The 22,220-nt window shown below is 46.9% G+C and carries 22 protein-coding genes and 1 tRNA gene; 12 read left to right on the plus strand and 11 right to left on the minus strand.

From position 1 onward, the window contains the following. Positions 1-24 precede the first annotated feature (24 nt). The 7 genes from G493_RS0118225 to G493_RS0118255 form a co-directional block, all read right to left on the minus strand. A complete protein-coding gene (locus G493_RS0118225) occupies positions 25-1,407 on the minus strand; it encodes a TIGR03013 family XrtA/PEP-CTERM system glycosyltransferase (RefSeq protein WP_028581560.1) in 1,383 nt (460 codons plus the stop codon). 249 nt (positions 1,408-1,656) lie between these two features. Then, the gene (locus G493_RS29990) at positions 1,657-2,274 is read right to left on the minus strand and encodes a Maf family protein (RefSeq protein WP_035275082.1); all 618 of its coding nucleotides are present in this window, start codon (positions 2,272-2,274) and stop codon (positions 1,657-1,659) included. A gap of 7 nt (positions 2,275-2,281) precedes the next feature. Then, positions 2,282-3,058: a tRNA pseudouridine(38-40) synthase TruA gene (truA, locus tag G493_RS0118235; protein WP_028581561.1), complete on the minus strand. Its 777-nt coding sequence runs from the start codon at positions 3,056-3,058 to the stop codon at positions 2,282-2,284. 2 nt (positions 3,059-3,060) lie between these two features. Next, positions 3,061-4,101 carry an N-acetyl-gamma-glutamyl-phosphate reductase gene (argC, locus tag G493_RS0118240; protein ID WP_028581562.1) on the minus strand — a complete coding sequence of 347 codons (1,041 nt, stop codon included), beginning with the start codon at positions 4,099-4,101 and terminating at the stop codon, positions 3,061-3,063. Between the two features lie 254 nt (positions 4,102-4,355). After that, positions 4,356-4,748, minus strand: a complete 393-nt coding sequence (gene rpsI / locus G493_RS0118245; RefSeq protein WP_028581563.1) for a 30S ribosomal protein S9 — start codon at positions 4,746-4,748, stop codon at positions 4,356-4,358. A 15-nt stretch (positions 4,749-4,763) separates the two neighbouring features. Next, positions 4,764-5,192, minus strand: a complete 429-nt coding sequence (gene rplM / locus G493_RS0118250) for a 50S ribosomal protein L13 (protein ID WP_028581564.1) — start codon at positions 5,190-5,192, stop codon at positions 4,764-4,766. 64 nt (positions 5,193-5,256) lie between these two features. Beyond that, a tRNA-Gly gene (locus G493_RS0118255) sits at positions 5,257-5,331 on the minus strand. A gap of 358 nt (positions 5,332-5,689) precedes the next feature. On the opposite strand from G493_RS0118255, the gene hisB reads away from it, so the two are divergent. The 9 genes from hisB (at position 5,690) to hflX (ending at position 14,513) form a co-directional block, all read left to right on the plus strand. Continuing rightward, positions 5,690-6,289: an imidazoleglycerol-phosphate dehydratase HisB gene (gene hisB / locus G493_RS0118265; RefSeq protein WP_028581566.1), complete on the plus strand. Its 600-nt coding sequence runs from the start codon at positions 5,690-5,692 to the stop codon at positions 6,287-6,289. 56 nt (positions 6,290-6,345) lie between these two features. Next, entirely contained in the window at positions 6,346-6,987 is a 642-nt protein-coding gene (locus G493_RS0118270; RefSeq protein WP_028581567.1) for a hypothetical protein, read from the plus strand. Positions 6,988-7,053: 66 nt separating this feature from the next. Further along, positions 7,054-7,767 (plus strand): tRNA lysidine(34) synthetase, encoded by a 714-nt coding sequence (locus G493_RS0118275; protein WP_167332854.1) that lies wholly within the window; start codon positions 7,054-7,056, stop codon positions 7,765-7,767. Further along, positions 7,764-8,648 (plus strand): damage-control phosphatase ARMT1 family protein, encoded by an 885-nt coding sequence (locus G493_RS0118280; RefSeq protein ID WP_028581569.1) that lies wholly within the window; start codon positions 7,764-7,766, stop codon positions 8,646-8,648. Before G493_RS0118275 ends, G493_RS0118280 begins: the two co-directional genes overlap by 4 nt. A 1-nt stretch (position 8,649) precedes the next feature. Next, on the plus strand, positions 8,650-9,381 hold the full coding sequence (locus tag G493_RS0118285; protein WP_028581570.1) for a metallophosphoesterase family protein: 732 nt from the start codon (positions 8,650-8,652) through the stop codon (positions 9,379-9,381). Positions 9,382-9,543: 162 nt separating this feature from the next. Then, positions 9,544-10,896 (plus strand): protein kinase domain-containing protein, encoded by a 1,353-nt coding sequence (locus G493_RS29995; RefSeq protein ID WP_161629853.1) that lies wholly within the window; start codon positions 9,544-9,546, stop codon positions 10,894-10,896. A gap of 4 nt (positions 10,897-10,900) precedes the next feature. After that, the gene (locus tag G493_RS0118295) at positions 10,901-11,389 is read left to right on the plus strand and encodes a hypothetical protein (protein ID WP_028581571.1); all 489 of its coding nucleotides are present in this window, start codon (positions 10,901-10,903) and stop codon (positions 11,387-11,389) included. 88 nt (positions 11,390-11,477) lie between these two features. Then, the gene (asnS, locus tag G493_RS0118300) at positions 11,478-12,848 is read left to right on the plus strand and encodes an asparagine--tRNA ligase (protein WP_051309520.1); all 1,371 of its coding nucleotides are present in this window, start codon (positions 11,478-11,480) and stop codon (positions 12,846-12,848) included. 60 nt (positions 12,849-12,908) lie between these two features. Beyond that, complete coding sequence (gene hflX / locus G493_RS0118305; RefSeq protein ID WP_084813647.1) at positions 12,909-14,513, plus strand: GTPase HflX; 1,605 nt, start codon at positions 12,909-12,911, stop codon at positions 14,511-14,513. Here hflX and G493_RS0118310 read toward each other — a convergent pair. The 3 genes from G493_RS0118310 to pyrE are packed head-to-tail and all read right to left on the minus strand — an operon-like array spanning position 14,510 to position 15,713. Beyond that, on the minus strand, positions 14,510-14,977 hold the full coding sequence (locus G493_RS0118310; protein WP_028581574.1) for a PilZ domain-containing protein: 468 nt from the start codon (positions 14,975-14,977) through the stop codon (positions 14,510-14,512). The two genes, hflX and G493_RS0118310, sit on opposite strands and share 4 nt — an antisense overlap. 5 nt (positions 14,978-14,982) lie before the next feature. Next, positions 14,983-15,153 (minus strand): dual CXXC motif small (seleno)protein, encoded by a 171-nt coding sequence (locus tag G493_RS33865; protein WP_167332855.1) that lies wholly within the window; start codon positions 15,151-15,153, stop codon positions 14,983-14,985. Next, complete coding sequence (gene pyrE, locus G493_RS0118320) at positions 15,150-15,713, minus strand: orotate phosphoribosyltransferase (protein WP_028581575.1); 564 nt, start codon at positions 15,711-15,713, stop codon at positions 15,150-15,152. The genes G493_RS33865 and pyrE overlap by 4 nt, the downstream gene beginning before the upstream one ends. 367 nt (positions 15,714-16,080) lie before the next feature. Between pyrE and glmS the strand changes: the two genes are divergently transcribed. The 3 genes from glmS (at position 16,081) to G493_RS0118340 (ending at position 21,507) form a co-directional block, all read left to right on the plus strand. After that, a complete protein-coding gene (gene glmS / locus G493_RS0118325; protein ID WP_028581576.1) occupies positions 16,081-17,919 on the plus strand; it encodes a glutamine--fructose-6-phosphate transaminase (isomerizing) in 1,839 nt (612 codons plus the stop codon). Positions 17,920-18,879: 960 nt separating this feature from the next. Continuing rightward, complete coding sequence (locus tag G493_RS0118335) at positions 18,880-19,686, plus strand: cytidylate kinase-like family protein (protein ID WP_028581578.1); 807 nt, start codon at positions 18,880-18,882, stop codon at positions 19,684-19,686. A 39-nt stretch (positions 19,687-19,725) separates the two neighbouring features. Beyond that, positions 19,726-21,507 (plus strand): SulP family inorganic anion transporter, encoded by a 1,782-nt coding sequence (locus G493_RS0118340; RefSeq protein WP_051309516.1) that lies wholly within the window; start codon positions 19,726-19,728, stop codon positions 21,505-21,507. Between the two features lie 483 nt (positions 21,508-21,990). Here the strand turns inward: G493_RS0118340 and G493_RS34415 are convergent, their stop codons facing one another. After that, positions 21,991-22,218, minus strand: coding sequence for a hypothetical protein (locus tag G493_RS34415; protein WP_232363792.1), 228 nt, complete (start codon positions 22,216-22,218; stop codon positions 21,991-21,993). Positions 22,219-22,220: the final 2 nt, after the last annotated feature.

Below are 22,220 nucleotides of genomic sequence, written 5' to 3' on the forward strand. Positions count from 1 at the left end.
TGGGGAAATGTCTTTTGAGAGGGCTCAGCGTGAGCCCTTCTGAAAAAGCACTGTTTTTACAGTGCGGAATATGATTAGGAGGTCCATAAAAATGGATTGATTTTTAATATAATAGAGATCGTATTCCAGTTTACGGAGTGAGTCTTCTTCAGATGCTCCATAGGGGTAGCAGACCTGAGCCCACCCTGTGATTCCAGGCTTGACAGCATGTCGCAGTGAATAATAGGGGATGGATTCCACCAGTGCCTGTACAAATACCGGTCGTTCAGGTCTGGGCCCCACAAAGCTCATATCTCCCTTGAGAACATTCCACATCTGCGGTATTTCATCAATTCTGACTTTTCTGATAAAATTGCCTACCCTGGTCACTCTGGCGTCGTTTTTACTGGCCCATACAGCACCATCTTTCTCCGCATCGTTACGCATTGAACGAAATTTGATGACGTTAAATGGCCTCTCTTTTTCTCCGACCCGTTCCTGGAGGTAAAAAACAGGTCCAGGCGATTCAAGCTTTATCAGTATTGCGGTGATTACGGTGAGAGGGAGTGACAAGAGTAGTCCGCTCAGGGCTAAAAAGAGGTCAAGCGTCCGCTTGATAAACAGGGTCATGCGACCACTGTCAAATCCCTCGGAAAAAATCAGCCAGGCAGGATTAACCTTTTCCACAAGTATTTTGCCGGTGAGGGTCTCATGAAACGAGATGCCATCCTCGATGATGGTTCCCTGAACTTTTGCTGACAAGAGGTCGGCGATCGGCATGTTACCCCTGCGGTCATCAAGGGCTATTACAATACGCTCCACCCTGTGAGCCAGGCCCAATTCTGCCAATGCTTGAAGGGTGGGGACATGGGGGACGCCCGGATGATCGAAAGAGGGTTTTTGGGGGCCTGCGAATGCCAGTATGCTGTAACCGCATTCCGAATCAGCACTGATTTCCTTATATAGTTTGGCTGCGGTTTCACCTGTTCCAATGATTGCGATTTCGCGGGAAAAGAGTTTTCGTTCCAGTATCAGGTAATACAGCGATCGCCACACAAGAAGAAAACCACAGGTGATGATATAGCTGCTCCAGAAAATTTTTGTGGAGATAATAAGAGGGGGAAAAGCAAAATAGAAGAGTCCCAATATTATGCAGCCAACACCAAAAGATTGCATCATGCTGATAAATGTATCCGTGGTCGTTCCCGGTTTTCTTAAATCGTAAAGATCGAAGAAATAGAGTGATGCCTGGAAAACCAGCGTGACCATTCCGGAACGAAGCGCATGCAGGGCATAATCAAAATAGACTATCTCCCAGGGGGTGAAAAGAAGGTTACAAAGGCAGTAGGTTGCAAAAATTAAAATGCCTTCGCCAAGGAAGAAAAGGATCTTTCTGATTGGATAGTATTTATGTAATATGGTCGGCATACGTATCCGCAGTAATAGAATGACTAATGTGAAACATTCACTGAAAAAATCTTATAACATCATAACGTAGCATACTACATGCGCAAGTCAAGCAAAGGTAAAAGAAAAAATGAACTTGGAAATTTGCTGAACTAGCTGAAATTTTTATTCTTTTACGCAAAAAAAGTTTTTCTCCGGTCAGCTACCCTGAAATTATTATCTAATTGTAAGATTCAGGTACTGATCTTTGTTATTTCGATCGGCAACACGTCAAGAGGACGTGTCCTCGGGAGTAATGCAGCCGCATTGCTCCAGTGTCTCTACGAGCCTTGCCACAGGGAGTCCGACAACGTTGGTGTATGAACCTGAGATTTCCTTGACGAGAAAGCCACCCAGAGTCTGAATGCCGTATGCACCTGCTTTATCCATGGGGTCGCCACTTTCTATATATTTTTGCAGCACCAAAGGAGAATAGTGGCCAAATGTTACGTCTGTTTCAGCGATGAAGCCGGTGAATAGGTTACGGTGCGGCCACTGCAAATGTACAGCAGTCATTACTTTATGAGTATTGTTTGTCAATTCCAGGAGTATTTCCAGGGCTTCGGTCTGGTTTGCTGGTTTACCGTAAACAACGCCGTCAAGTGTAACGACTGTATCTGCGCTTATCGTACAGCTTTCAGGAAAATGACGGGCCACAGCTTCACCTTTTTCCTGTGCCATGCGTTGTACATATTCCAGGGGAGACTCCGTAGGAATTTTAGTTTCGTCAATACTGGCAGGGCAGCATTGAAATTGCAAACCAAGCTCTCCGAGCAATTGTTTTCTTCTCGGAGATGCTGATGCAAGAACAAGAGAACACTGTTGTTGGTAGAGCTTTACATGCTGCATAACGATATCAGGTAAGCGGTGAATAGAATACCTTTTCCAGGGTGAGGCCGTTGGCTGGAGCTGTAAGTCCGGCTTTGCGACGATCACGGCTGGCAAGAATATGTTGCATACTGTTTTCTGGAAGTCGGGTTGTTCCTATATCTATCAATGTTCCAGAGAGTATGCGGACCATCTGACGTAGAAATCCGTCTCCTGTGAAACGGAGGCTATAATGATTTACATTACCAGGGTCAGCTGTGCATGTCACTTCGAACAGTGTGCGAACAGCACCACGGCCGTTGGCAAGAGAGGTATCTCTGGAACCGGCCTTTTCAAAACTTGAAAAATCATGGGTGCCTTGCAGAGCGTTAATGGCCAAAGTAAGGCGTTCCGGTTTGAAATCACCAGGCATATGAGCTGTGTAATATCTGGAGCAAGGGAGCTGAACATCACCTGTGAAAAAATTGTAGCAGTAGGTTTTTCCGGTTGCATGAAAGCGACTGTGAAAATCCAGGGAAACTTCATGGGCTTGGCGAATCCTGATGTCAAAGGGTAGCAGGGAGTTCAGGCCGGTCACAAATGCATGCTCGGGAATTTTTGACTCGGTAAAAAAATGAGCAACCATTCCAAGAGCATGCACTCCCGCATCCGTTCGACCTGATGCGTGAAGGGTAACCGCATGTTTACACATAGTGCTCAGACCGGTTTCGATGGCTTCCTGCACAGCCAGACCATTTTCCTGGCGTTGCCAGCCGCAATAGCCGGTCCCATCAAAGGCTATGACAAGGCGAATATTGCGTTTCACGTTTAGGGGAACAACGGCACTTGGGTGAGACCTGTTGATTCCTCGAACCCGAGCATGAGATTCATATTTTGAACAGCCTGGCCAGAAGCGCCTTTTACAACATTATCAATGGCTGAGAGAACTATTATTCTGCCCGTTCGAGGGTCAACTTGAACCCCAATGTCGCAATAGTTGCTGCCTCGCACGTACTGTGTAGCTGGCAATGCACCTTCGGCAAGTACTCTAACAAACTGTTCGTTCTGGTACATGTCGGTATACAGCGTGCGCAGTTCTTCGGGTGTGCAGTCACCGTTCATGGTTGCGTAAATCGTACTGAGGATACCCCTGGAAACAGGCAACAGATGCGGCGTAAAGGTAATGGTGCAATCGTTGCCTGCGAGGAGCGAAATTTCCTGTTCGATTTCCGGAGTATGTCGATGTGTGCCACCAGTTTTATAGGCACGAAAGCCATCATTCACTTCACAAAACAGTGTGCCAACACTTGCAGCTCTTCCTGCGCCCGTGGCACCTGATTTTGAATCTGCGATGAGCGTTTCAGGCTTAATACAGTTGTTTCTCAGCAGGGGAGCAAGACCCAGGATGATTGAAGTAGGATAACATCCCGGATTTGCCACCAGCCGAGCGTCACGAATCTTGTCCCTGTAGAGCTCGGGAAGGCCGTAAACAGCCTCGGATAGCAAGTGTCCGCAGGTGTGTGTGTCATACCATTGTTCATAAACGGCAACATCCCGCAGGCGAAAGTCTGCACTGAGGTCAACAACCTTTTTGCCAGCTTCAAGCAGTGAGGGCACAATATCCATGGCTGTCTTGTGAGGAACTGCAGTGAAAAAAAAGTCTGCCTGTTCCGCAAGTGCTTCTGTAGGGAGATTTTCACAGACGACATCTGTGCACTGGCGAAGATTTGGGAAAACTTCTGCCAGGGGAGTTCCTGCATATTTCCGAGAAGTTGCAACTGTGAGTTTAACTTGGGGGTGATTGCTGAGTATTCGGGTCAGTTCCGCCCCTGTGTATCCTGAAGCGCCTACAATACCAACGTTGATCATGGGGTCTTCCTCATAGGAGTAATCTGCTTATACCAGTCTGTCCCTTTTTCTTCGAAGCTGATAGAGACTCCTCTGGCGGGTGTAACTGCGGTAAAAAACACTTGCCTCGGAGTCATCGCTTACCGGTACTAGGCGATAAGCCTATTTCCGGGAAGACACTGGTCAATAAAAAAGGGAATAACGAAGCGATCGTTATTCCCTGAAGATACCTTGAATAGGTCGTAAGATGAGCTGAATAAACGCTCCGAATCCGATTAACGCTTGGAGAACTGGAAGCGGGCACGTGCACCACGCTGTCCATATTTCTTTCTTTCTTTGGCGCGTGGATCACGGGTCAGCAGACCTGCTTTTTTCAGTGGGCTTCTCATTTCAGAGTCGATGTCCTGAAGAGCACGAGCAATCCCATGTACAAGAGCATCAACCTGGGCAGATTTACCGCCGCCTTTTACTGTCGCCTGAACATTGTATTTTTCAAGTGTTTCGGTAACGGCAAATGGACGAGCAACTTTGTGCTCAAAGAAGATGTTGCCAAAATAGTCTTTCAAATCAACTTTATTGACAGCCATCTCTCCTGTGCCGGGGGTCAACCACACACGTGCTACAGCTGTTTTACGTCTTCCGGTAGCGTAGGTTTTTTCTTGTGCCATATTGGGGCTCCGTTATCAGATCTCGATGGTTTCAGGCTGCTGGGCCTTGTGTGGATGGGCATCACCTGCATATACTTTGAGCTTTTTAAACTGGGCACGGCCAAGTTTATTTTTAGGCAGCATACCTTTAACCGCAAGCCGGATAAGCTCTTCTGGTTTTTTCTCCAGCATTTCTTTTGCAGTCGAGGTTTTCAGGCCACCCATGTAACCTGTATGGTGGTGGTATTCTTTATCATCAAGTTTTTTGCCTGTCAGGTGTACTTTGTCAGCATTGATGACAATGATAAAGTCGCCGTTGTCCTGGAAATTGCAGAAAGTAGGTTTGTGCTTGCCGCGCAAACGAGTGGCAATCTCTGTAGCGATACGCCCGAGTACTTTTCCATCGGCATCAACGACATACCATTTACGATCAATTTCGTTTACCGGTGTATAATAGGTTTTCATTACTTACGCCCCAGCAGATTAACAAAAAAAGGTTCGAACAGCTGTCCGAACCTTGGATATTGAGTGGAGCGGGAAACGAGATTCGAACTCGCGACTTCAACCTTGGCAAGGTTGCACTCTACCACTGAGTTATTCCCGCTCTCATTTAAATCAGTTGACAGCGCGGCATTCTAACGAGTCTGGGTGAGAGTGTCAATAAAAAAACTTACGACAATCTCTTTTTTTTGTTTGTTTGAGATTACTTTTTTTTTGGGAACCAGGTTGAAGCTCTTTTGGCATGGAATTATTACGCAGGATGCCGAAAAAGCTTTCGACTTGCTTGAAGAACAGTTGCGATTCTCATATAACCAGAATACTATGGTAAACTATTTCGGGCAGATGGCAGCATCTGTCAGAAACACAAGATAAGGGAGCGCAAGCGCATTGCTGTGTGGCGGCAGGTGGTCCCTGGTCAATGTATTGGTGCTGTTAACGAAATGATGATATAAGGGGAGTACATGGATCAGTCAAATGATCGGATAGCGGAAATTGTGCGCACAACGAAAGAAACGCAGATCCGCCTGCGTCTGAATCTCGATGGAGACGGGCAGGCTGCCGTAAGTACCCAGGTGGGTTTTTTGGATCATATGCTGACTCTGTTTACCGTGCATGGCTTCTTTGATCTGGAAATCTCTGCCTTAGGTGATGTGGAAATCGACGATCATCATACTGTGGAAGATATCGGTATTTGTCTTGGCAAAGCTTTTTCAGAAGCCCTTGGAGATAAAGCAGGTATCTGTCGTTACGGGCATTCGTATGTTCCCATGGATGAAACACTTACCCGCGTGTGCGTGGATTTTTCCAATCGCTTTTACCTCCACTATGAGAGTGGGGTGCTTGATCAGAAAGTAGGAACATTTGACACTGCTTTGGCCAAGGAATTTCTGCGGGCTTTCGCTTTACATGCCGGCGTAACACTCCATGTGGATGTTCTGCATGGAGAAAATACCCATCATATCCTGGAATCCGTTTTTAAGGCTTTGGCCCGTGCAGTGTCTCAGGCATGCAGTAGCAGTGACCGTATCAAGGGGCAATTGTCGTCAAAAGGGATGCTATAATATTGTATAACCGGTCATCTCCACAAAATATACACCATTACACAAGGAGGATACTCGTGTATCGCTACCGTAAACTGTTGTCAGTTCTAGCGGCCTGTGGCCTGCTTTCTTTTTCAGGCTGTGCTTCACAACAGGCACAGGAACCGATTCCACGCGATCCTGAACTGGCCATAACCTGCATCGGAGTCATGCCGGTACAAACAGCTGTAGATTATGATGATAGACTCAGTTTTGCACAGGCAAAACAACTCAAGGAAGGTGCTGCCGTTCTGGACGGTGTTCTTCGTCAGCAGTTGGCTGGCCGTAATGAGTTCAGATACGTAACCGCAGAACAGGTGTATGGAATTGAAAATTCCATCGAGGGTGATTTTGTCAAGCAACTTAAAGCTGTAGGGACGTTGATGGGCTGTAATGTTATGTTGCAAACCCAGGTCAGTAAGTATATTGACAGGGTTGGTACAGAATACACGGCAAAAGAACCTGCTTCGGTAACGTTCGAGTATAAACTCGTTGATATAAATCGTGACCAGGTGCTTTGCCAGGGGCGATTTGAAGAAACCCAGCAGTACGTGCTGGACAATCTTTTTAAGCTCAAGCAGGCCAGTAAGCGCAGGTTTACCTTTGTGACTGCACCAGAGCTTCTTAAAGAAGGATTGGAGGAAAAATTTTCCCATTGCGGATACTTGAGTACTCCCTGATAGCAATGCAAGGATATAAATATTATTAAACTGCCTGCAACCATCAATCGGAAAATAGGCCGGGCCATGCATGATTATTCTATGCTGGCTGAGGGGGATTCAGTACTGGTCGCAGTTTCGGGCGGCATAGATTCTCTGGTTCTGGCCTGGGTGTTGACATTCTGGGAAAAAAAAGCTCCCATTCATTATTCCATGGAATGCGTCCATGTTGATATGGAAGGAACAGCGGGAGAACTCGGCACCGCTGCGTATATGGTGAAGCAGGAGCTCGCCAACCTGGGAATACCGCTTACCGTTCTGCCTGCCCGCTGGCATCCTGACAGGGGGCAGTTGAATGGCTCTGAAACCGAAAATGTCTGTTTTCAATGTTCCCGTTCAAGGAGAAAACAGCTTTTTGACCATGCCGCAAGCCAGGGGCACTGCAAACTGGCATTGGGGCATCACCGTGATGATATTATTGAAACTTTTTTCCTTAACCTGACCTGCGCAGGCAATATCAGTACCATGCGGCCCAGGCAGCAGTTATTTTCCGGTAAGCTGAATGTAATACGGCCCCTTGCGTACTGTGATAAAGGGGACGTCGAGACAATCGGTCGAATGCTGCATTGTAAGCCGGTTCGCTCCTCTTGCCCTCTTTCTGAAAAAACCAGAAGGGCCGATATACACAAACTAGTGCGCTCCATCTATGCTGCACTGCCGGATTCCAAGGAACATATTTTTGCAGCTCTGGGAAATGTCCGGGAAGATTACATGCTGCTCCCAGATACAAGGAAACCATGATTGAAACCGGACCTGACTGTCTTGTTTGTTTTATGAAACAGGCCAAGGGCGCTATTGCGCTTTGTGAACAAGACTCGACTATTCAGTATGAACTCCTTTCTGCTGTAGCAGAGATGATTTCCCAATTTCCAGTCTCAGCGTCACCGCCGGAGAATGCTGCCCGTTACTATGCATATATCAGCGAGCAGACAGGGGTAACAGATCCGTTTTCTGCAATCAAACATCAAAGCACCGCGTATGCCTTGTCCCGGGAAGACCACCTGCGTGCGGTTATAATGGCTGCAGACGACCCGGTGTTGACGGCAGCCCGTCTCGCCATAGGGGCCAATGTTCTGGATAGCGGAGCCCAGCGGCAACTGGATATCAAGGAATCTCTGAAACGTTGCCTGTACACACCTTTAGCCATCAGTCACTATCAGGCCTTTTCTGAGCAGTTGTGTACGAAGCCGGATATCCTCTATCTTGCAGATAATTGCGGGGAACTGGTATTGGATAAGATTTTGGTGGAATTGCTGCTGGATAAGGGGTGCAGGGTTACAGTCGCTGTACGACAAAGCCCTGTTATAAACGATGCCACCCTGGAGGATGCACGCGCCATTGGGCTGGATCAAATTTGTCCTGTTATCAGCAACGGTACAGGTATCCCCGGTACAGTTTTGAATAAAACTTCCAGAGAGTTCAGGGAATATTTTGATTCAGCAGAGCTCATTATCAGTAAAGGTATGGGGAATTTTGAAAGTCTGTATGGAACGCCTGCCCCATTGTATTATCTCTTTACTGTAAAGTGCACCACGGTACGCACGCGAATCCGGAAAGAATTCACCGGCAGAAATCTTGAGATCGGCTCATTCATTTTTTTGCGGCAGGAGGGGTGTCTGTAGTATGCAAATAGCTGTTCTGGCTGATATACACGGAAACTACAGGGCACTGCAGAGTGTGCTGGAGGATATTGACAAGAGCGGGATAGATGAAATTGTCTCCCTTGGTGATGTCGTGGGATATGGGCCCGAACCGGAAGAAGTCGTTAAGGCGCTGCAGAAGAGAGATGTGGTCTCTGTTATGGGGAATCATGAACTTGCTTTAATTTCATCTTCATATTTTAATCGTCTGAATCCTGACCCGCGTGAATCCCTGGTCATCACACGTCGTCTGCTCAGTGAAGATTCTTTGGATTGGATTTCAAATCTACGTGCATCCATCGTGCATAGAGGCATTCGGCTGGTTCACGGGTGTCCTCCGCAATCCATAACGGTCTACCTGTTTTCACCAACCGAGAATCGCCTGCGCAGGGTCTTCTCCACATATCCTGAGAAGATATGTTTTGCCGGGCATACCCATGCTCTTGATATTTTTCGCTTGGCCGAAGGAAATATTGACAGCAGGGAACTGCAGATAACCGACTATCAGCTGGACCCCCAGGCCCGTTACCTCATCCTTCCCGGAAGTGTCGGGCAACCGAGGGACATGATCAATTCCAAAGCAAAATACGCTGTATTTGATACGCAAAATCATTTTCTGCAGATCAAGGCCGTGGAGTATGACAGGGATACTACAGTTCGCCTGTTGAAAGAACGTGATTTTCCTGCATCCAACTCAAGACGATTGAATTGGTAAACAATGTATGACCGATCTTTGGTACGCCACGGAGTCTTTGTTTAGGCAGTTTGCATCTCGAAGGTGTGGAAAAATAAGAGGTCGCCTCTCCTGTAAGAGGTTACAAAGACAGGGGAGCTGCCAGATTTAGTCACTTACCCTATGTGTAGTTACGTTACAACAATGGAAAAAAAGATTGGGAAGTATACTATAATTCGTCGGCTTGGCAAGGGTGGGATGGGCTCAGTGTATAAAGGTCTTGTCCCTGAGATAGACAAAGTCGTGGCTATTAAGCTGCTTGATCCTCTGGAGGTGATGGAAGATGTCCTTGGCTATGACAAACTCAGGGAAATTTTTATATTCGAAGCCCGGACCATGGCCTCGTTTGCCCAGCCTTTTCTGGTAACAGCCCATGATTTTGCTGAAGATGAGAAGGGCAGGCCGTTTTTTGTTATGGAATACCTTTGCAAAAATCTTGGTGACATGATTGGTGAGGCCTTTGAGGTGGAAAAAGATTGCAGGGTGATCCCGGCAACCAAAGTTCTTGATTACGGGCTGCAAATTTTACAGGCCCTGGCCTTTCTGCATCACCGTGATATCGTGCACCGCGATATCAAACCTCAGAACATCCTGGTAACAGATGATGATACCCTTAAAATCTGTGATTTCGGGATGGCTCTGGTGGAAGGCGTGGCATTTTCCGGCCCTGATACCATGCAGGTCGGTTCTCCATATTATACACCACCGGAGCAGCGCAAAAGCCCCTCAACGGTAGATGGCAGGGCTGACCTGTATGCTGCTGCAGTCCTTCTCTATCGCATGTTGACTGGTAAGTTTCCTGGTATGCAGAGCTTTTCCCTTTCCCAGGTTAATCCTCTTTATGATATGCATTGGGATGCTTTTTTTCAAAAAGCTTTAAGTTGGGATCCTGATCTTCGCTTTCAGGATGCAAGGTCCATGTCAGTTGACCTGCAAAAATTGAGGCTTCATGGAGGGGAGCAATATGATCCGGACGGCCATTGTTTGCTTGCCGATAAAGATGGGGACTACACGTTGCGGCAGCAACCTTTAAATGTCTGTCGTTCCAAGGCAGCTGCTTCTTTTGGCTTGAATGAAAGGTTTCGTCCTCTGAAACCGATATGTAATAGAATAACTATAAATGATGATCTGATTTTCGATGCTGCCACAGGTTTATCCTGGAAAAGACAGAGCAGTCTTTATCCGCTCACACTGGAACAGGCGGAGCAATATGTACAGAGACTGAACAACGAACAGCAGGGGGAAGAGACACATTGGCGTCTGCCGACTATGGATGAGTTGCTCAGCCTGCTTGGCAGCGAAGGTCGGCGGATTCTCGGTGCCTTTCTCCCGGAAAAAAGTACCTGGTTGTGGAGCTGTGATTTGCACGGTAAGCATGAAGCCTGGTTTCTTAATCTGGACATGCGATATGCCGGTACCCAGGATATAAATTGTTTGAACTATGTGCGGCCTGTCTGTACTATAAATTTCGAATCAACCCAATACTCTGCACAGTAGACATATGAAGGTAAAACAACAGGATTATAAGGTCTCACATATTTTTCTGGTTCAGGAGGAAGCCCTCCAAACAGGAAAAGAGCTGGTATTTCGTTATCTTGACAAGAATCCACTTATTACCTACGCGGATATGCTCGTGAATGATGATGAGGCCATCAATGGAACAGATGATCGATTTTGGTCGACTGTGGAGCGTGGATTAGGGAAAAATATGGATTTCGCCTCTTCAATGATTACCGTTTTGCAAGATGAAGGGGTTCATACCCTTGATGATCTCCTGAAGATGCAAGAGGGATATCTGACAAAGGTCCTGCATACCTTGACCCATTTGCTCGATGGTTTTATTGGTGTTGATTCAGTTTTTTACAATATGGTTGAAGATTCCCACCGGATCAGTGAACAACTCAGAAAGAATATTGTGAAAACACCAAAACAGTACTGGCTTATACCTGTACGTACAGGAATGCTGGAACATTCGGTAATATCGGTGTAAGTGGTTTTGACATGGTAATACCTGATACTAAAGAATATAAGGAAGCCCGTCAGGCATGACACGGTTTCCGAAGGATTATACGAACATCATGCAGATTGCACAAATTCTGAAGCAACCAAACCTTGGCGATCATCTTGACGTGTGCGGCTGGGTACGTACGCGGCGTGATTCCGGAGGCTTTTCTTTTCTGGAAATCAATGATGGCTCATGCCTGGCCAACCTCCAGATAATCGTAGAAGGGGATTTGCATAATTATGAACAGGTGGTAAAGAAACTGACTACGGGCTGTTCGGTCAAGGTGCAGGGAGAATTGGTGGAGTCACCTGCCAAGGGACAAAAAGTGGAATTGCGTGCTGCAGAGGTGGATGTACTGGGTTGGGCTGATCCTGAAACCTATCCATTGCAGAAAAAACGGCACAGTTTTGAATTTTTACGGACAATAAGTCATTTGCGAAGCCGTACAAATGCCCTTGGCGCTGTTACACGCATCCGCAGTGCGTTGAATTTTGCCATTCATCGTTTTTTCAAGGAACAGGGGTTTTTCCAGGTACACACTCCAATTATCACGACTTCTGATTGTGAAGGAGCAGGGGAAATGTTCACTGTGACAGCTCTTGAACAGGCGGAGTTAGGCAAAGCAGAGGGATTTTCTCAAGATTTTTTTCACAGAAAGGCCGGATTGACTGTAAGCGGGCAGTTGCAGGCTGAAATCTTTGCCCTGTCGCATAGTCGGGTTTACACCTTTGGTCCAACCTTTCGTGCTGAAAATTCCAATACCTCCAGGCACCTGGCAGAATTCTGGATGCTGGAGCCGGAAATGGCCTTTTGTGATCTCCAGGGAGACATGCAATTGGCAGAGGCATTGGTGAAAGACCTGGTAACAGCGGTATTGGAAGAATGTGCGGATGACCTGGAGCTTTTTGATCGGTTCATTGCCAAGGGATTGTTGGCAAGGTTACAGGCCGTGGTCGATCAACCTTTTGAACATCTCAGCTATGATGAGGCGGTAAAGCAGCTTGTGACTTCAGGAAAATCTTTTGAGTTCCCGGTTTCCTGGGGGAGTGACCTGCAGGCAGAGCATGAACGATATCTTTGTGAAGAAGTGGCGGGTCGACCTGTTATTGTCACAAACTATCCAGCCCAGATTAAACCGTTTTACATGCGATTGGATGATGGTGGGAAAACCGTTGCAGCTATGGATATTTTGGTTCCCGGTATAGGAGAACTGATAGGCGGCAGTCAACGCGAAGAGAGGTATGATCTGCTCAAGGAACGTATGGAAGCTGCCGGATTGTCTTTGGAGGAATATGGCTGGTATCTGGACCTGCGCAAATATGGTTCTGTCCCCCATGCAGGATTTGGACTTGGTTTTGAGCGAATGGTGCAGTTTGTCACAGGTATGCAGAACATACGTGATGTTATACCTTTCCCAAGAACACCTGGCAATGCACCTTGCTGAAGAAAAATTTATACAAGATGGAGGTCTCTCATAGGAGCCGTAGTTGGAAATAAAAATGGTTTGAAAAGGCAGCATTTACGAGCGTTGGAACGGTTGGCCCAGAAAAAGGTTTCACCTGCAGATGTTGTTGGTCGAGACATCGCCCGTACCTTGGCTTCACTTTCTGCCGAGATCAATCGGCAGATCGGGTTACTCATCCACCGGTCAGGCATCATTGCCAAGGTTATTGTTGGTGATCATGATCGCATTGTCATCCCGGCGCTCCCCAATGTGGGAACTGCCGGTGGCCGTTTGCGAGGATTACGCTGTGTGCATACCAGTTTCGGCAAATCAGGGATCAATGATGAAGATATCATGGATATGGCCTGTCTGCGTCTGGATCTTATGGCTGTACTGACCTTGGATAATGATCTTCCTGATTTGTTGTACACAGCTCACCTTCTCCCGAGGAAGGTGGATGATCGAGACTGGCAGGTGCTTGAGGCAGAACATCCGGCACATCAGTCTTACTCCTGTGTTGAGCTCATTGAGGCCTTGGAAGGTGAATTTGTTCGTGCCCGTCCATTGCAGGAAGTAGATGCAGATCATGATCGTGCATTACTCATCAGCGTTTCAACAGGTTCGCGTGTGGAGGCGGAGGATTCCATGGCGGAACTCGCTGAGTTGGCCCGTTCTGCAGGGGTTGTTGTTCTGGGTGAAGTGATTCAGCGGCGTAAACAGATGCATCCTCGTTTTATACTGGGGCGTGGTAAGTTGATGGAAATCATGCTGACCAGTTTGCGGCTTGGTGTCAATCTGCTGCTTTTTGATCAGGAACTCAGTCCTTCGCAGATGCGTTCAGTCACTGATCATACCGATTTACGGGTGATTGATCGTACCCAGCTTATTCTGGATATTTTTGCAGGTCGTGCCAGATCAAGGGAAGGTAAACTGCAAATTGAAATGGCCCAGCTTAAATATATGCTGCCAAAATTGACTACCCGAGACGATGCGTTATCACGTCTCACCGGTGGTATCGGTGCAAGAGGCCCTGGCGAAACAAGATTGGAAATTGACAAGCGACGAATTAATGATCGCATAGCCCGGCTGGCCAAAGAATTGAAAAACGTCGGCCAACAACGATTTCATAGAAGAAATCGGCGGCGTAAGCGGGATGTCCCGGTTATTTCCCTTGTTGGGTACACCAACGCAGGAAAATCAACCCTGCTGAACACGCTTACACGCAGCGATATTCAAGCTGAGGATTTGCTCTTTGCCACCCTGGATCCGACCAGCAGACGATTGCGATTCCCCCAGGATTTGGAAGTTATTGTGACCGATACCGTGGGGTTTATCCGCAATCTACCTGCGGAATTACTCAAGGCATTTGAATCAACCTTGGAAGAACTGTTTGAGGCAGACCTGTTGTTGCATGTCATTGATATTTCCAATCCCATGTGGCAGCAGCAGGTAGAGGTTGTGGAATCTCTGTTGCGCGAACTTGACCTGGATTCCATTCCCTGTCTGAACGTATTTAATAAAATAGATAAGGCCTCTATGGAGACGCTGACCGGGCTGAACCGTCTCGATGGGGTGGCTGTCAGTGCAATTGATGCATCTTCCCTTGAACCCCTTTTGATCAGGGCGCAGGATATACTTGAAAAGACTCTTTTGACAGAAGGTTAACTGCGAAGAAAAAAGCCCAGTGCTTTACCCAGTTCGTCACGTTCGAAAAATTGGCAACCGATTTTGTTATTGATCACTGTGCGAATTGTGGCTTCCTTTTTAATAAGTGTTTGGGCTTTATCGTTAAGGTGAAATTCCAGGTTTATGACCTGCTGGGGCTGCAGATTATGCATCCCTGAGACTGTAAATCCTATGCCGCCACGGGAGATGTTGTGGATGTGAATGACTCCGCCACCGCGGCCTTTTTTCAGGATGGCGTAGGTGCCGGGGAGGTTGACGGGTTTGCGAAAATGCTGTCTGAAATCCATTTGCAGCTGGAAAACATGTTTACAGCTGCAACGGACTTTGATGGTATGACTGGTTTTGCGAAATTTTTCAGTGGCAATAGTCTTTATGTTAGCACAGGCCGGACAGGTTACAGTAACTGTATTATTTTGTCTGACGTGTGCTTTAACCGTTGCCATATCTCTCAGTCGTAGATGATTGCTGTAAACCGTTCCAGTTGAGCTTCTGTCTGCGCATCCAGGTCAGCGGCGACTTCATGAATATGGTATTCATGTTGGCACCGATCGCATTTGAGCCGTATTTTTCTGCACCTGCGGTGCACCTGGAGGGTACCCTCGCATTTTTTACATTTCACGGCTTGGGTTTTCCTATAAGCTGTTCCCTGGTAAAGACCGCTTTCAGCGGATAGCCCTGTTCGGCCAATATTTCGGCTCCACCCTCCTGGCGGTCCACAATGGTTGTAACCAGGCCAACTTTAAACCCTTCATTCTCCACTCTTTCAATGACTTTCAGCAGAGTCCCGCCAGTGGTTACCACATCCTCAACCAGAGCTACCACCGCACCGGGCTTCAGGTTTGATTTGCCTTCAATGTAATTGCCTGTCCCATGTCCCTTGGCTTCCTTGCGGACGATAAACGCGGGAATGGGTTGTTTTTCCAGATAACTGACAACAGATACAGCTGTGACCAGTGGATCAGCGCCCAGGGTCATACCACCAACAGCGTCTATGGGGGTTTCATTATTTTGCAGCAATTCAAAGAGCAGTTTGCCGCACAGGTATCCACCTTCCGCATCAAGGGTGGTCTGCTTGCCATCCACATAAAAATCTGAAGTCTTACCGGAGGTCAGGGTAAAGGTTCCCTCGCGGTATGATTTTTCTAGCAGTAACTCTTTGAGTCGTTCTCTTGCATCCATGTTTTACGTCCTTACAACAAATAATGTTACTCTATTTATATAATTTTTTCAGAGAGTAGCAAAATTATTTTTTAATTATTGCAACCATGTGACTTGGCTGTCATTAGCATAAAGAGTATGCTACCATACCGTAAAGATATTCGCTTTAAGGAAATTTAGGAATTGTTCACTGCTACTCCAGCTTTGAATGATCATGCTTTTCCTCAAGGGTACTTATACCGGTACACCGTAATTCGACAGCTGATTGCTATCACACATACGGTGTACCTGTATTACTTACGCAATACGAGGTAAAGCACTAGAGAGAAAAACTACCCCTGTAACTATGTACAAAATGTATTGATATAGCGACTGTGAGGATTAAAACATGTGTGGAATTGTAGGGTATGTCGGAACGAGAAGGGTTGTTCCCATTTTATTAGAAGGACTGAGGCGGTTGGAATATCGGGGCTATGATTCTGCAGGCCTGGTGTACCAGCATGAGGGGAAACTTGTTAGATACCGTGCCGAAGGCAAGTTGATTAACCTGGAAAATACCGTTGACGAAAATATCGGTGTGGCAAGCAGCACCGGCATCGGTCATACCAGATGGGCAACCCACGGTGCACCTACGGAAATGAATGCCCATCCGCATACGGATTGTACTGGGGAACTGGTGGTTGTTCACAATGGTATTATCGAAAATTACAATACCCTCAAAAAAGACCTGCTTGCCAGGGGGCATGTCTTTTCATCGGAAACCGATACCGAGGTTCTGGCACATCTCATCGAAGAACATCTTGATGACGACTTGGAAGAAGCTGTCAGAAAGGCTCTTACCTTGGTCGAAGGATCCTACGCTTTGGGGGTATTGTGGGCGAAAGAGCCGGAAATGATAGTTGCTGCCCGTAATCATAGCCCGCTGGTCATGGGAGTTGGTGAAGATGCCTGTTACATTGCTTCCGACGTACCTGCATTATTGCCTTATACCAAAGATGTGATTTTCCTCGATGACAAGGAAATGACTGTTCTCAGAAAAGGAGAATACACCATAACAACTGTGGATGATACCACACCTCTGAATAAACCCGTAACCACCATTGAATGGAATGCAGCAATGGCGGAAAAAGCCGGGTATCGGCATTTTATGCTTAAGGAAATTTTTGAGCAGCCCCAGGCTATTCTCAACACTGTGAGTGGACGCATCGTGCCTGATACAGGTATGATAGAGTTGCCGGAAATCGGTTTGGATGACATAGCCATCAAGTCCATTGAGCGTATAGCCCTGGTAGCTTGCGGAACATCATGGCATGCAGCTTTGATCGCCAAATACTGGATAGAAAAATGGGTGGGAATTCCCGTTGAGGTTGATATTGCCTCGGAATTCAGATATCGAAGCCTGTTGATCAATGATAAAGTGCTGACCATATCCATCTCCCAATCCGGGGAAACGGCAGACACCCTTGCTGGCATTCGCAGGGCGGCGCAAATGGGGTCCAAAATTCTTACCATCTGCAACGTGGTGGGTTCAACCATGACCAGGGAAGCAGATGGCGTAATCTATACCCATGCAGGGCCTGAAATTGGCGTGGCCTCTACCAAGGCATTTACTTCCCAGCTCGCGGCGTTGTTCCTGCTGACCCTTTATCTGGGGCAGGTCAGGGGAACTATGGATTCAGAACAGCGGATTGTTTACGGGGCAGCGCTTATTGACCTGGCTAAAACCATTGAAGAGCTGCTTCCAAGATTACAGGAGGAGATTGCTGCGCTCATCGAAAGTTTTTATGATTCCAGGGATTTTCTTTTTGTTGCACGCGGTATGAACTTTCCCATTGCTCTGGAAGGTGCTCTCAAACTTAAGGAAATTTCCTATATCCACGCAGAAGGTTATGCAGCCGGAGAACTCAAACATGGGCCAATTGCATTGATAGACAAGGATATGCCGGTTATGGGCCTTGTACCGCAGGATGAAGTGTATCAGAAATCAGTTTCCAACCTGGAGGAAATCAAGGCACGTCAGGGACGCCTGGTACTTATTGGAACAGCCGGTGACGAGCATTTATCCAATCTCACCGAGCACGTTCTCTATCTTCCTAAAGTGATTGATGACCTGAACCCCATCCTGTACACGATACCGGCACAGCTGCTTTCCTATGAGATCGCTAATCGTCGCGGTTGTGATGTGGATCAGCCCAGGAATTTAGCCAAAAGTGTTACTGTGGAATAGGGGGGCCTTTCTTTACTATTTTGTTGTGTAAGAAGTAAAGTATCATCCTAAGTGATAAAGTGTCATACTGAAACGGTCGATCGGATTTATCAGACGGTTTACCTGGTCAGTGTGACATTTTTATTTTTTCTATAAATCGACCTTTTTATCTAGCAGGCGTTGCCCCTTTTCTTTGGCAGTGCCATCACCATTGACGTAACTATAGAGCGTACTAGTCGTAATCCTGAACTTTTGGCTACGTTTAAGGCATTAGATTCTTTATCACTCATTACGGCTATGACCATTTTTAAAGTGTATTTAGTCATTTTCCTCGGTCTGCCTCCTAACCGACCCCTAGCCCTGGCTGCAGCAAGACCAGCCATCGTTCGTTCCCTATGAGCTCTGCTTCAAATACTGTTGCAGCGTCAAGAGCGCATTCAGCGCGTTCGACGCGTGTCAATATAGTTACTGTTTTTGAAATTAATATCATTTTTATATCAAAAAAATACTAGATATTTTTACAAATAAAGATACAAGCTTATTATTTCTGGAAATGCGCAGCAGTTGAAAGTAACAAAAGGGTTAACATTCTAATGCCCCTTTTAGTCCCCTCCTACGTAACAGCCTGTAATTTTTGCTTTTGCCAAATCAGATCAGGCCGCTCCACCACAACACAACTTCTTATTGTGGTGATGTAGGATGCAACAGGTCGGAAAAAACGCCAATCAGTCATTATGTCGAACTGTGCAGGGGCTTAGTATGGCCAAGGTCGTTTGCAGTTCAAATTCAAATCCTACATGTTACGGCTTGCAAACAGAGTCAATCTCGGCTTGAATTAAACGCCAATAAGAATGGTTGTTGGTAAGAAACTTAAAAAGCGCATGGAACTGGCATGGTACTAATCAATCTTGAACTGTCACTTGCCGATTACATTCCCTGACGTATAATATTATTATGGTATTGCGACCCGGAGGAATGACTATGTCTATAATTACAATATCTCGAGGTTCATACAGCCGAGGCAAAGAGGTTGCTCAGAAACTTGCCGATGCGCTCGATTATGAGTGTATTTCTCGGGAAATCATTCTTGAAGCATCTGAACATTTCAATATTCCTGAACTTAAACTGGTACGCGCCATTCATGACGCTCCGACTATTCTGGACCGCTTTTCTTATGGTAAGGAGCGTTTTATCGCGTTTTTCCGAGCAGCACTTCTCAACCACCTTAAACGCGACAATATTGTCTTTCACGGATTGGGCAGTCATTTTTTTCTTCAACAGTTCCCAAATATTCTAAAAATCAGAATCAGTGCCGACCTAGAGGATCGCGTCCGTGAAGAGATGAGGCGTGAAAATATCTCTGCTGAAGAAGCCCGTATGATGCTGGTGAATGATGATGCAGAGCGGCGCAAATGGGGAATCCAGATTTTCGGCCAGGATACCTGGAATCCGCTACTTTATGACATGATCATTCATATCGGCAATATGAATGTTGACCAGGCTGTTTCCGTTATTCTGCATACAGTCCAGCAACCCTGTTTTGCCACTACCCCAGAGAGTCTCCGCATGCTGGCCGACGAAGCGCTGGCCGCCCAAGTGGAGGCTGAGCTGATTAAGAGCTTTCCGAAAGTAATGGTCGATTCAGGGGGCGGTGACGTGTTTATCAATGTCCGTGGCTCGCGGGCAGATGAAAAAAATATCACGGAAAAGGTGAAGTGCATGGTGGAAAACGTTGAGGGGGTAAATAAGATAAACGTAAATATCGTTCCCTTTATTGTAGAAGATTAAAATCCGGCAATCCCTTTCCCAACAGACAAAGAGCCGAACATGACACCCAAACATATCTATGCACCACCGACCAACAAGGCTAAATCCAGGCTCCGCAAACTGCTACCCTTTTTGCGCTGGTGGGGATTTATCGGATGGGACACAATAAAAGCCGACCTTTTAGCCGGTATCACTGGTGCTGTCATCGTTCTTCCCCAAGGTGTAGCCTTTGCCATGATTGCTGGTCTTCCACCGGAATATGGCCTCTACACTGCTATTATCACCCCTGTCGTTGCAGCGCTTTTCGGCTCTTCCCTGCATCTGATATCCGGTCCTACAACAGCAATCTCAATCGTTGTTTTCAGTACCGTCAGCAGTTTTGCCGAACCCGGTAGTGCTGAATATATAAGACTTGTGTTGACGTTGACATTCCTTGCCGGAGTGTATCAACTCGCCTTTGGTCTGGCCAGACTGGGAACGCTCGTCAATTTTGTCTCTCATTCAGTGGTTATTGGGTTTACTTCAGGTGCGGCAATTCTCATCGCCACGAGTCAACTGAAGCATGTCCTGGGTATCAAGCTGCCTGGTAGCCACGATTTTTTCGAAGTATGGTTGAATATTTTCGGTATGCTGAATCAAGTCAACCTGTTTGTTTTTGCCGTGGCCATGGTCACACTGATTTTCGCGGTCTATTTTCGGGCAAAGATTCCGCGCTGGCCGGGAATGCTCTTTGCCATGGTCATAGGTAGCCTCCTCTCTCTTCTGCTTCATGGCAGTGAGCACGGTGTCACCCTGGTCGGCCAGATGCCGGCCAAACTTCCGCCATTGTCCCTGCCGGATTTTTCCGTCGAGACCGTTCGTGAACTGGCACCCGATGCACTGGCGGTCGCCCTTCTTGGACTTATTGAGGCTCTGTCCATTGGTAGGTCCATAGCGGCAAAATCCCACCAACCCATAGATGGCAACCAGGAGTTCATCGGCCAGGGTTTGTCCAACGTTATTGGGTGTTTTTTTTCCAGCTACGCCGGATCAGGTTCTTTCACCCGCTCCGGTATCAATTACCAGGCCGGTGCCATAACCCCTCTCTCCGCAGTGTTTGCAGCAGTGTTCCTGGCATTACTCCTGTTGCTTGTCGCTCCTCTGACGGCGTATCTGCCTATCGCTGCCATGGGAGGCATCATCCTTATGGTTGCCTATCATCTTATTGATGTGCATCATATCCGCACCATCCTGAAAACCAGTAAAGAAGAAACTGCGGTTATGATGACCACATTTTTTGCAACCCTTTTCCTCGACCTGGAGTTTGCCATCTACATAGGAGTGCTGCTCTCGTTGATTCTTTACCTGAATCGTACCGCCCATCCACGCATCATCAATCTCGCGCCCAATTTGCATCCAGAGATCGCTGGCCCCCCACTTATCGAATCAGAGGCCGAGTGTTCCTTTTTGAAGATTATTCGTATTGACGGTCCACTGTTTTTTGGTGCCGTGAATCATATAAGCGAATTTTTATATAATATTGATAAAACGCTCCCTCGCAAACGCCATGTGCTGATACTCGGTTGTGGCATCAATTTTATCGATATCGCCGGCGCTGAACTACTTGCCCAGGAAGCAAAGCGCCGCGCCAGCCAGCGAGGGGGCCTCTACCTCTGCGAATTGCAGCCCCAAGTATACAATATACTGGAACGAGGAGGCTATTTGGATCAGATCGGCAAAAATAATATTTTTGTCACCCAGCAAGAAGCCGTCAACACAATAATGCTTAAAGTTGATCCAATTCTCTGTCGAAATTGCCTGAGCCCTATATTCAAACAGTGCAAAGATCTCGCTGAGGCATGACGTTTTTGTTATATTGTGATTCACTCGACTGCCGGCTATAGATGGGCTTATGTAAACGCTGGCAGTCATGGGGGAATGCCAACATAGTTAGCTGTTGCGCCTGTAAACAGAGTAAATCTCGGCTCGAATTAAACGCCAATAAGAATGGTTATTGGAACGAGGCAAAAGGGACTGTCCTAAAACTGGCAGCAGAATCTAGCTATCTTGCACAATCAGGCCGACGAGATATAGGAGTAATATCAAGTGTTGGCTGTTTAGTCAGCCACTCCCCCTTTGAACCGGTTGTGAGTATACATTTCCTATGAAACGGCACTTGCCGGTGTAATTTCACCTCTCAAAGGAGGAATCCCTAAGAGTCGCGGTTGTTTCGCTTCGAAGTTGCCTAACGCACTGTTTTTAGAGCGTAGTTATCCATTCGGCCTACCGAAGATACTTTTCGGGAGGCACCTGATCTTTGCCAAATTGTCTGTTGCCCATTATCTGCTAGTCAAATGTCGGGCAAGGTGGGTACTCGAATCCATGGGCAATTATACGTAAAATCGCTTCCATGTAAGGGGCTATGAACGTGTTGAAGTAGTTGCGCATTCGCTCCCATAATGCCCTGTTCGTCCTCAGCTTTGCCCTGGCTGCTTGAAACAGCGGGCAGCAGAACTGCTGTACCTGATCAACAAGAAAAGCAAGCAACATCAGATGGATAAAAACAGCGCTCAAGT

The organism is Desulfogranum japonicum DSM 18378, assembly GCF_000429945.1.
Taxonomy (GTDB): Bacteria; Desulfobacterota; Desulfobulbia; order Desulfobulbales; family Desulfobulbaceae; genus Desulfogranum; species Desulfogranum japonicum.

What these genes read in the sequence shown, in the direction of transcription:
- G493_RS0118225 (WP_028581560.1), bottom strand. Translation starts at nt 1,407, where the DNA reads ATGCCGACCATATTACATAAATACTATCCAATCAGAAAGATCCTTTTC.
- G493_RS29990 (WP_035275082.1), bottom strand. Translation starts at nt 2,274, where the DNA reads ATGCAGCATGTAAAGCTCTACCAACAACAGTGTTCTCTTGTTCTTGCA.
- argC (WP_028581562.1), bottom strand. Translation starts at nt 4,101, where the DNA reads ATGATCAACGTTGGTATTGTAGGCGCTTCAGGATACACAGGGGCGGAA.
- rpsI (WP_028581563.1), bottom strand. Translation starts at nt 4,748, where the DNA reads ATGGCACAAGAAAAAACCTACGCTACCGGAAGACGTAAAACAGCTGTA.
- rplM (WP_028581564.1), bottom strand. Translation starts at nt 5,192, where the DNA reads ATGAAAACCTATTATACACCGGTAAACGAAATTGATCGTAAATGGTAT.
- hisB (WP_028581566.1), top strand. Translation starts at nt 5,690, where the DNA reads ATGGATCAGTCAAATGATCGGATAGCGGAAATTGTGCGCACAACGAAA.
- G493_RS0118275 (WP_167332854.1), top strand. Translation starts at nt 7,054, where the DNA reads ATGCATGATTATTCTATGCTGGCTGAGGGGGATTCAGTACTGGTCGCA.
- G493_RS0118280 (WP_028581569.1), top strand. Translation starts at nt 7,764, where the DNA reads ATGATTGAAACCGGACCTGACTGTCTTGTTTGTTTTATGAAACAGGCC.
- G493_RS0118285 (WP_028581570.1), top strand. Translation starts at nt 8,650, where the DNA reads ATGCAAATAGCTGTTCTGGCTGATATACACGGAAACTACAGGGCACTG.
- G493_RS29995 (WP_161629853.1), top strand. Translation starts at nt 9,544, where the DNA reads ATGGAAAAAAAGATTGGGAAGTATACTATAATTCGTCGGCTTGGCAAG.
- G493_RS0118295 (WP_028581571.1), top strand. Translation starts at nt 10,901, where the DNA reads ATGAAGGTAAAACAACAGGATTATAAGGTCTCACATATTTTTCTGGTT.
- asnS (WP_051309520.1), top strand. Translation starts at nt 11,478, where the DNA reads ATGCAGATTGCACAAATTCTGAAGCAACCAAACCTTGGCGATCATCTT.
- G493_RS0118310 (WP_028581574.1), bottom strand. Translation starts at nt 14,977, where the DNA reads ATGGCAACGGTTAAAGCACACGTCAGACAAAATAATACAGTTACTGTA.
- pyrE (WP_028581575.1), bottom strand. Translation starts at nt 15,713, where the DNA reads ATGGATGCAAGAGAACGACTCAAAGAGTTACTGCTAGAAAAATCATAC.
- glmS (WP_028581576.1), top strand. Translation starts at nt 16,081, where the DNA reads ATGTGTGGAATTGTAGGGTATGTCGGAACGAGAAGGGTTGTTCCCATT.
- G493_RS0118335 (WP_028581578.1), top strand. Translation starts at nt 18,880, where the DNA reads ATGTCTATAATTACAATATCTCGAGGTTCATACAGCCGAGGCAAAGAG.
- G493_RS0118340 (WP_051309516.1), top strand. Translation starts at nt 19,726, where the DNA reads ATGACACCCAAACATATCTATGCACCACCGACCAACAAGGCTAAATCC.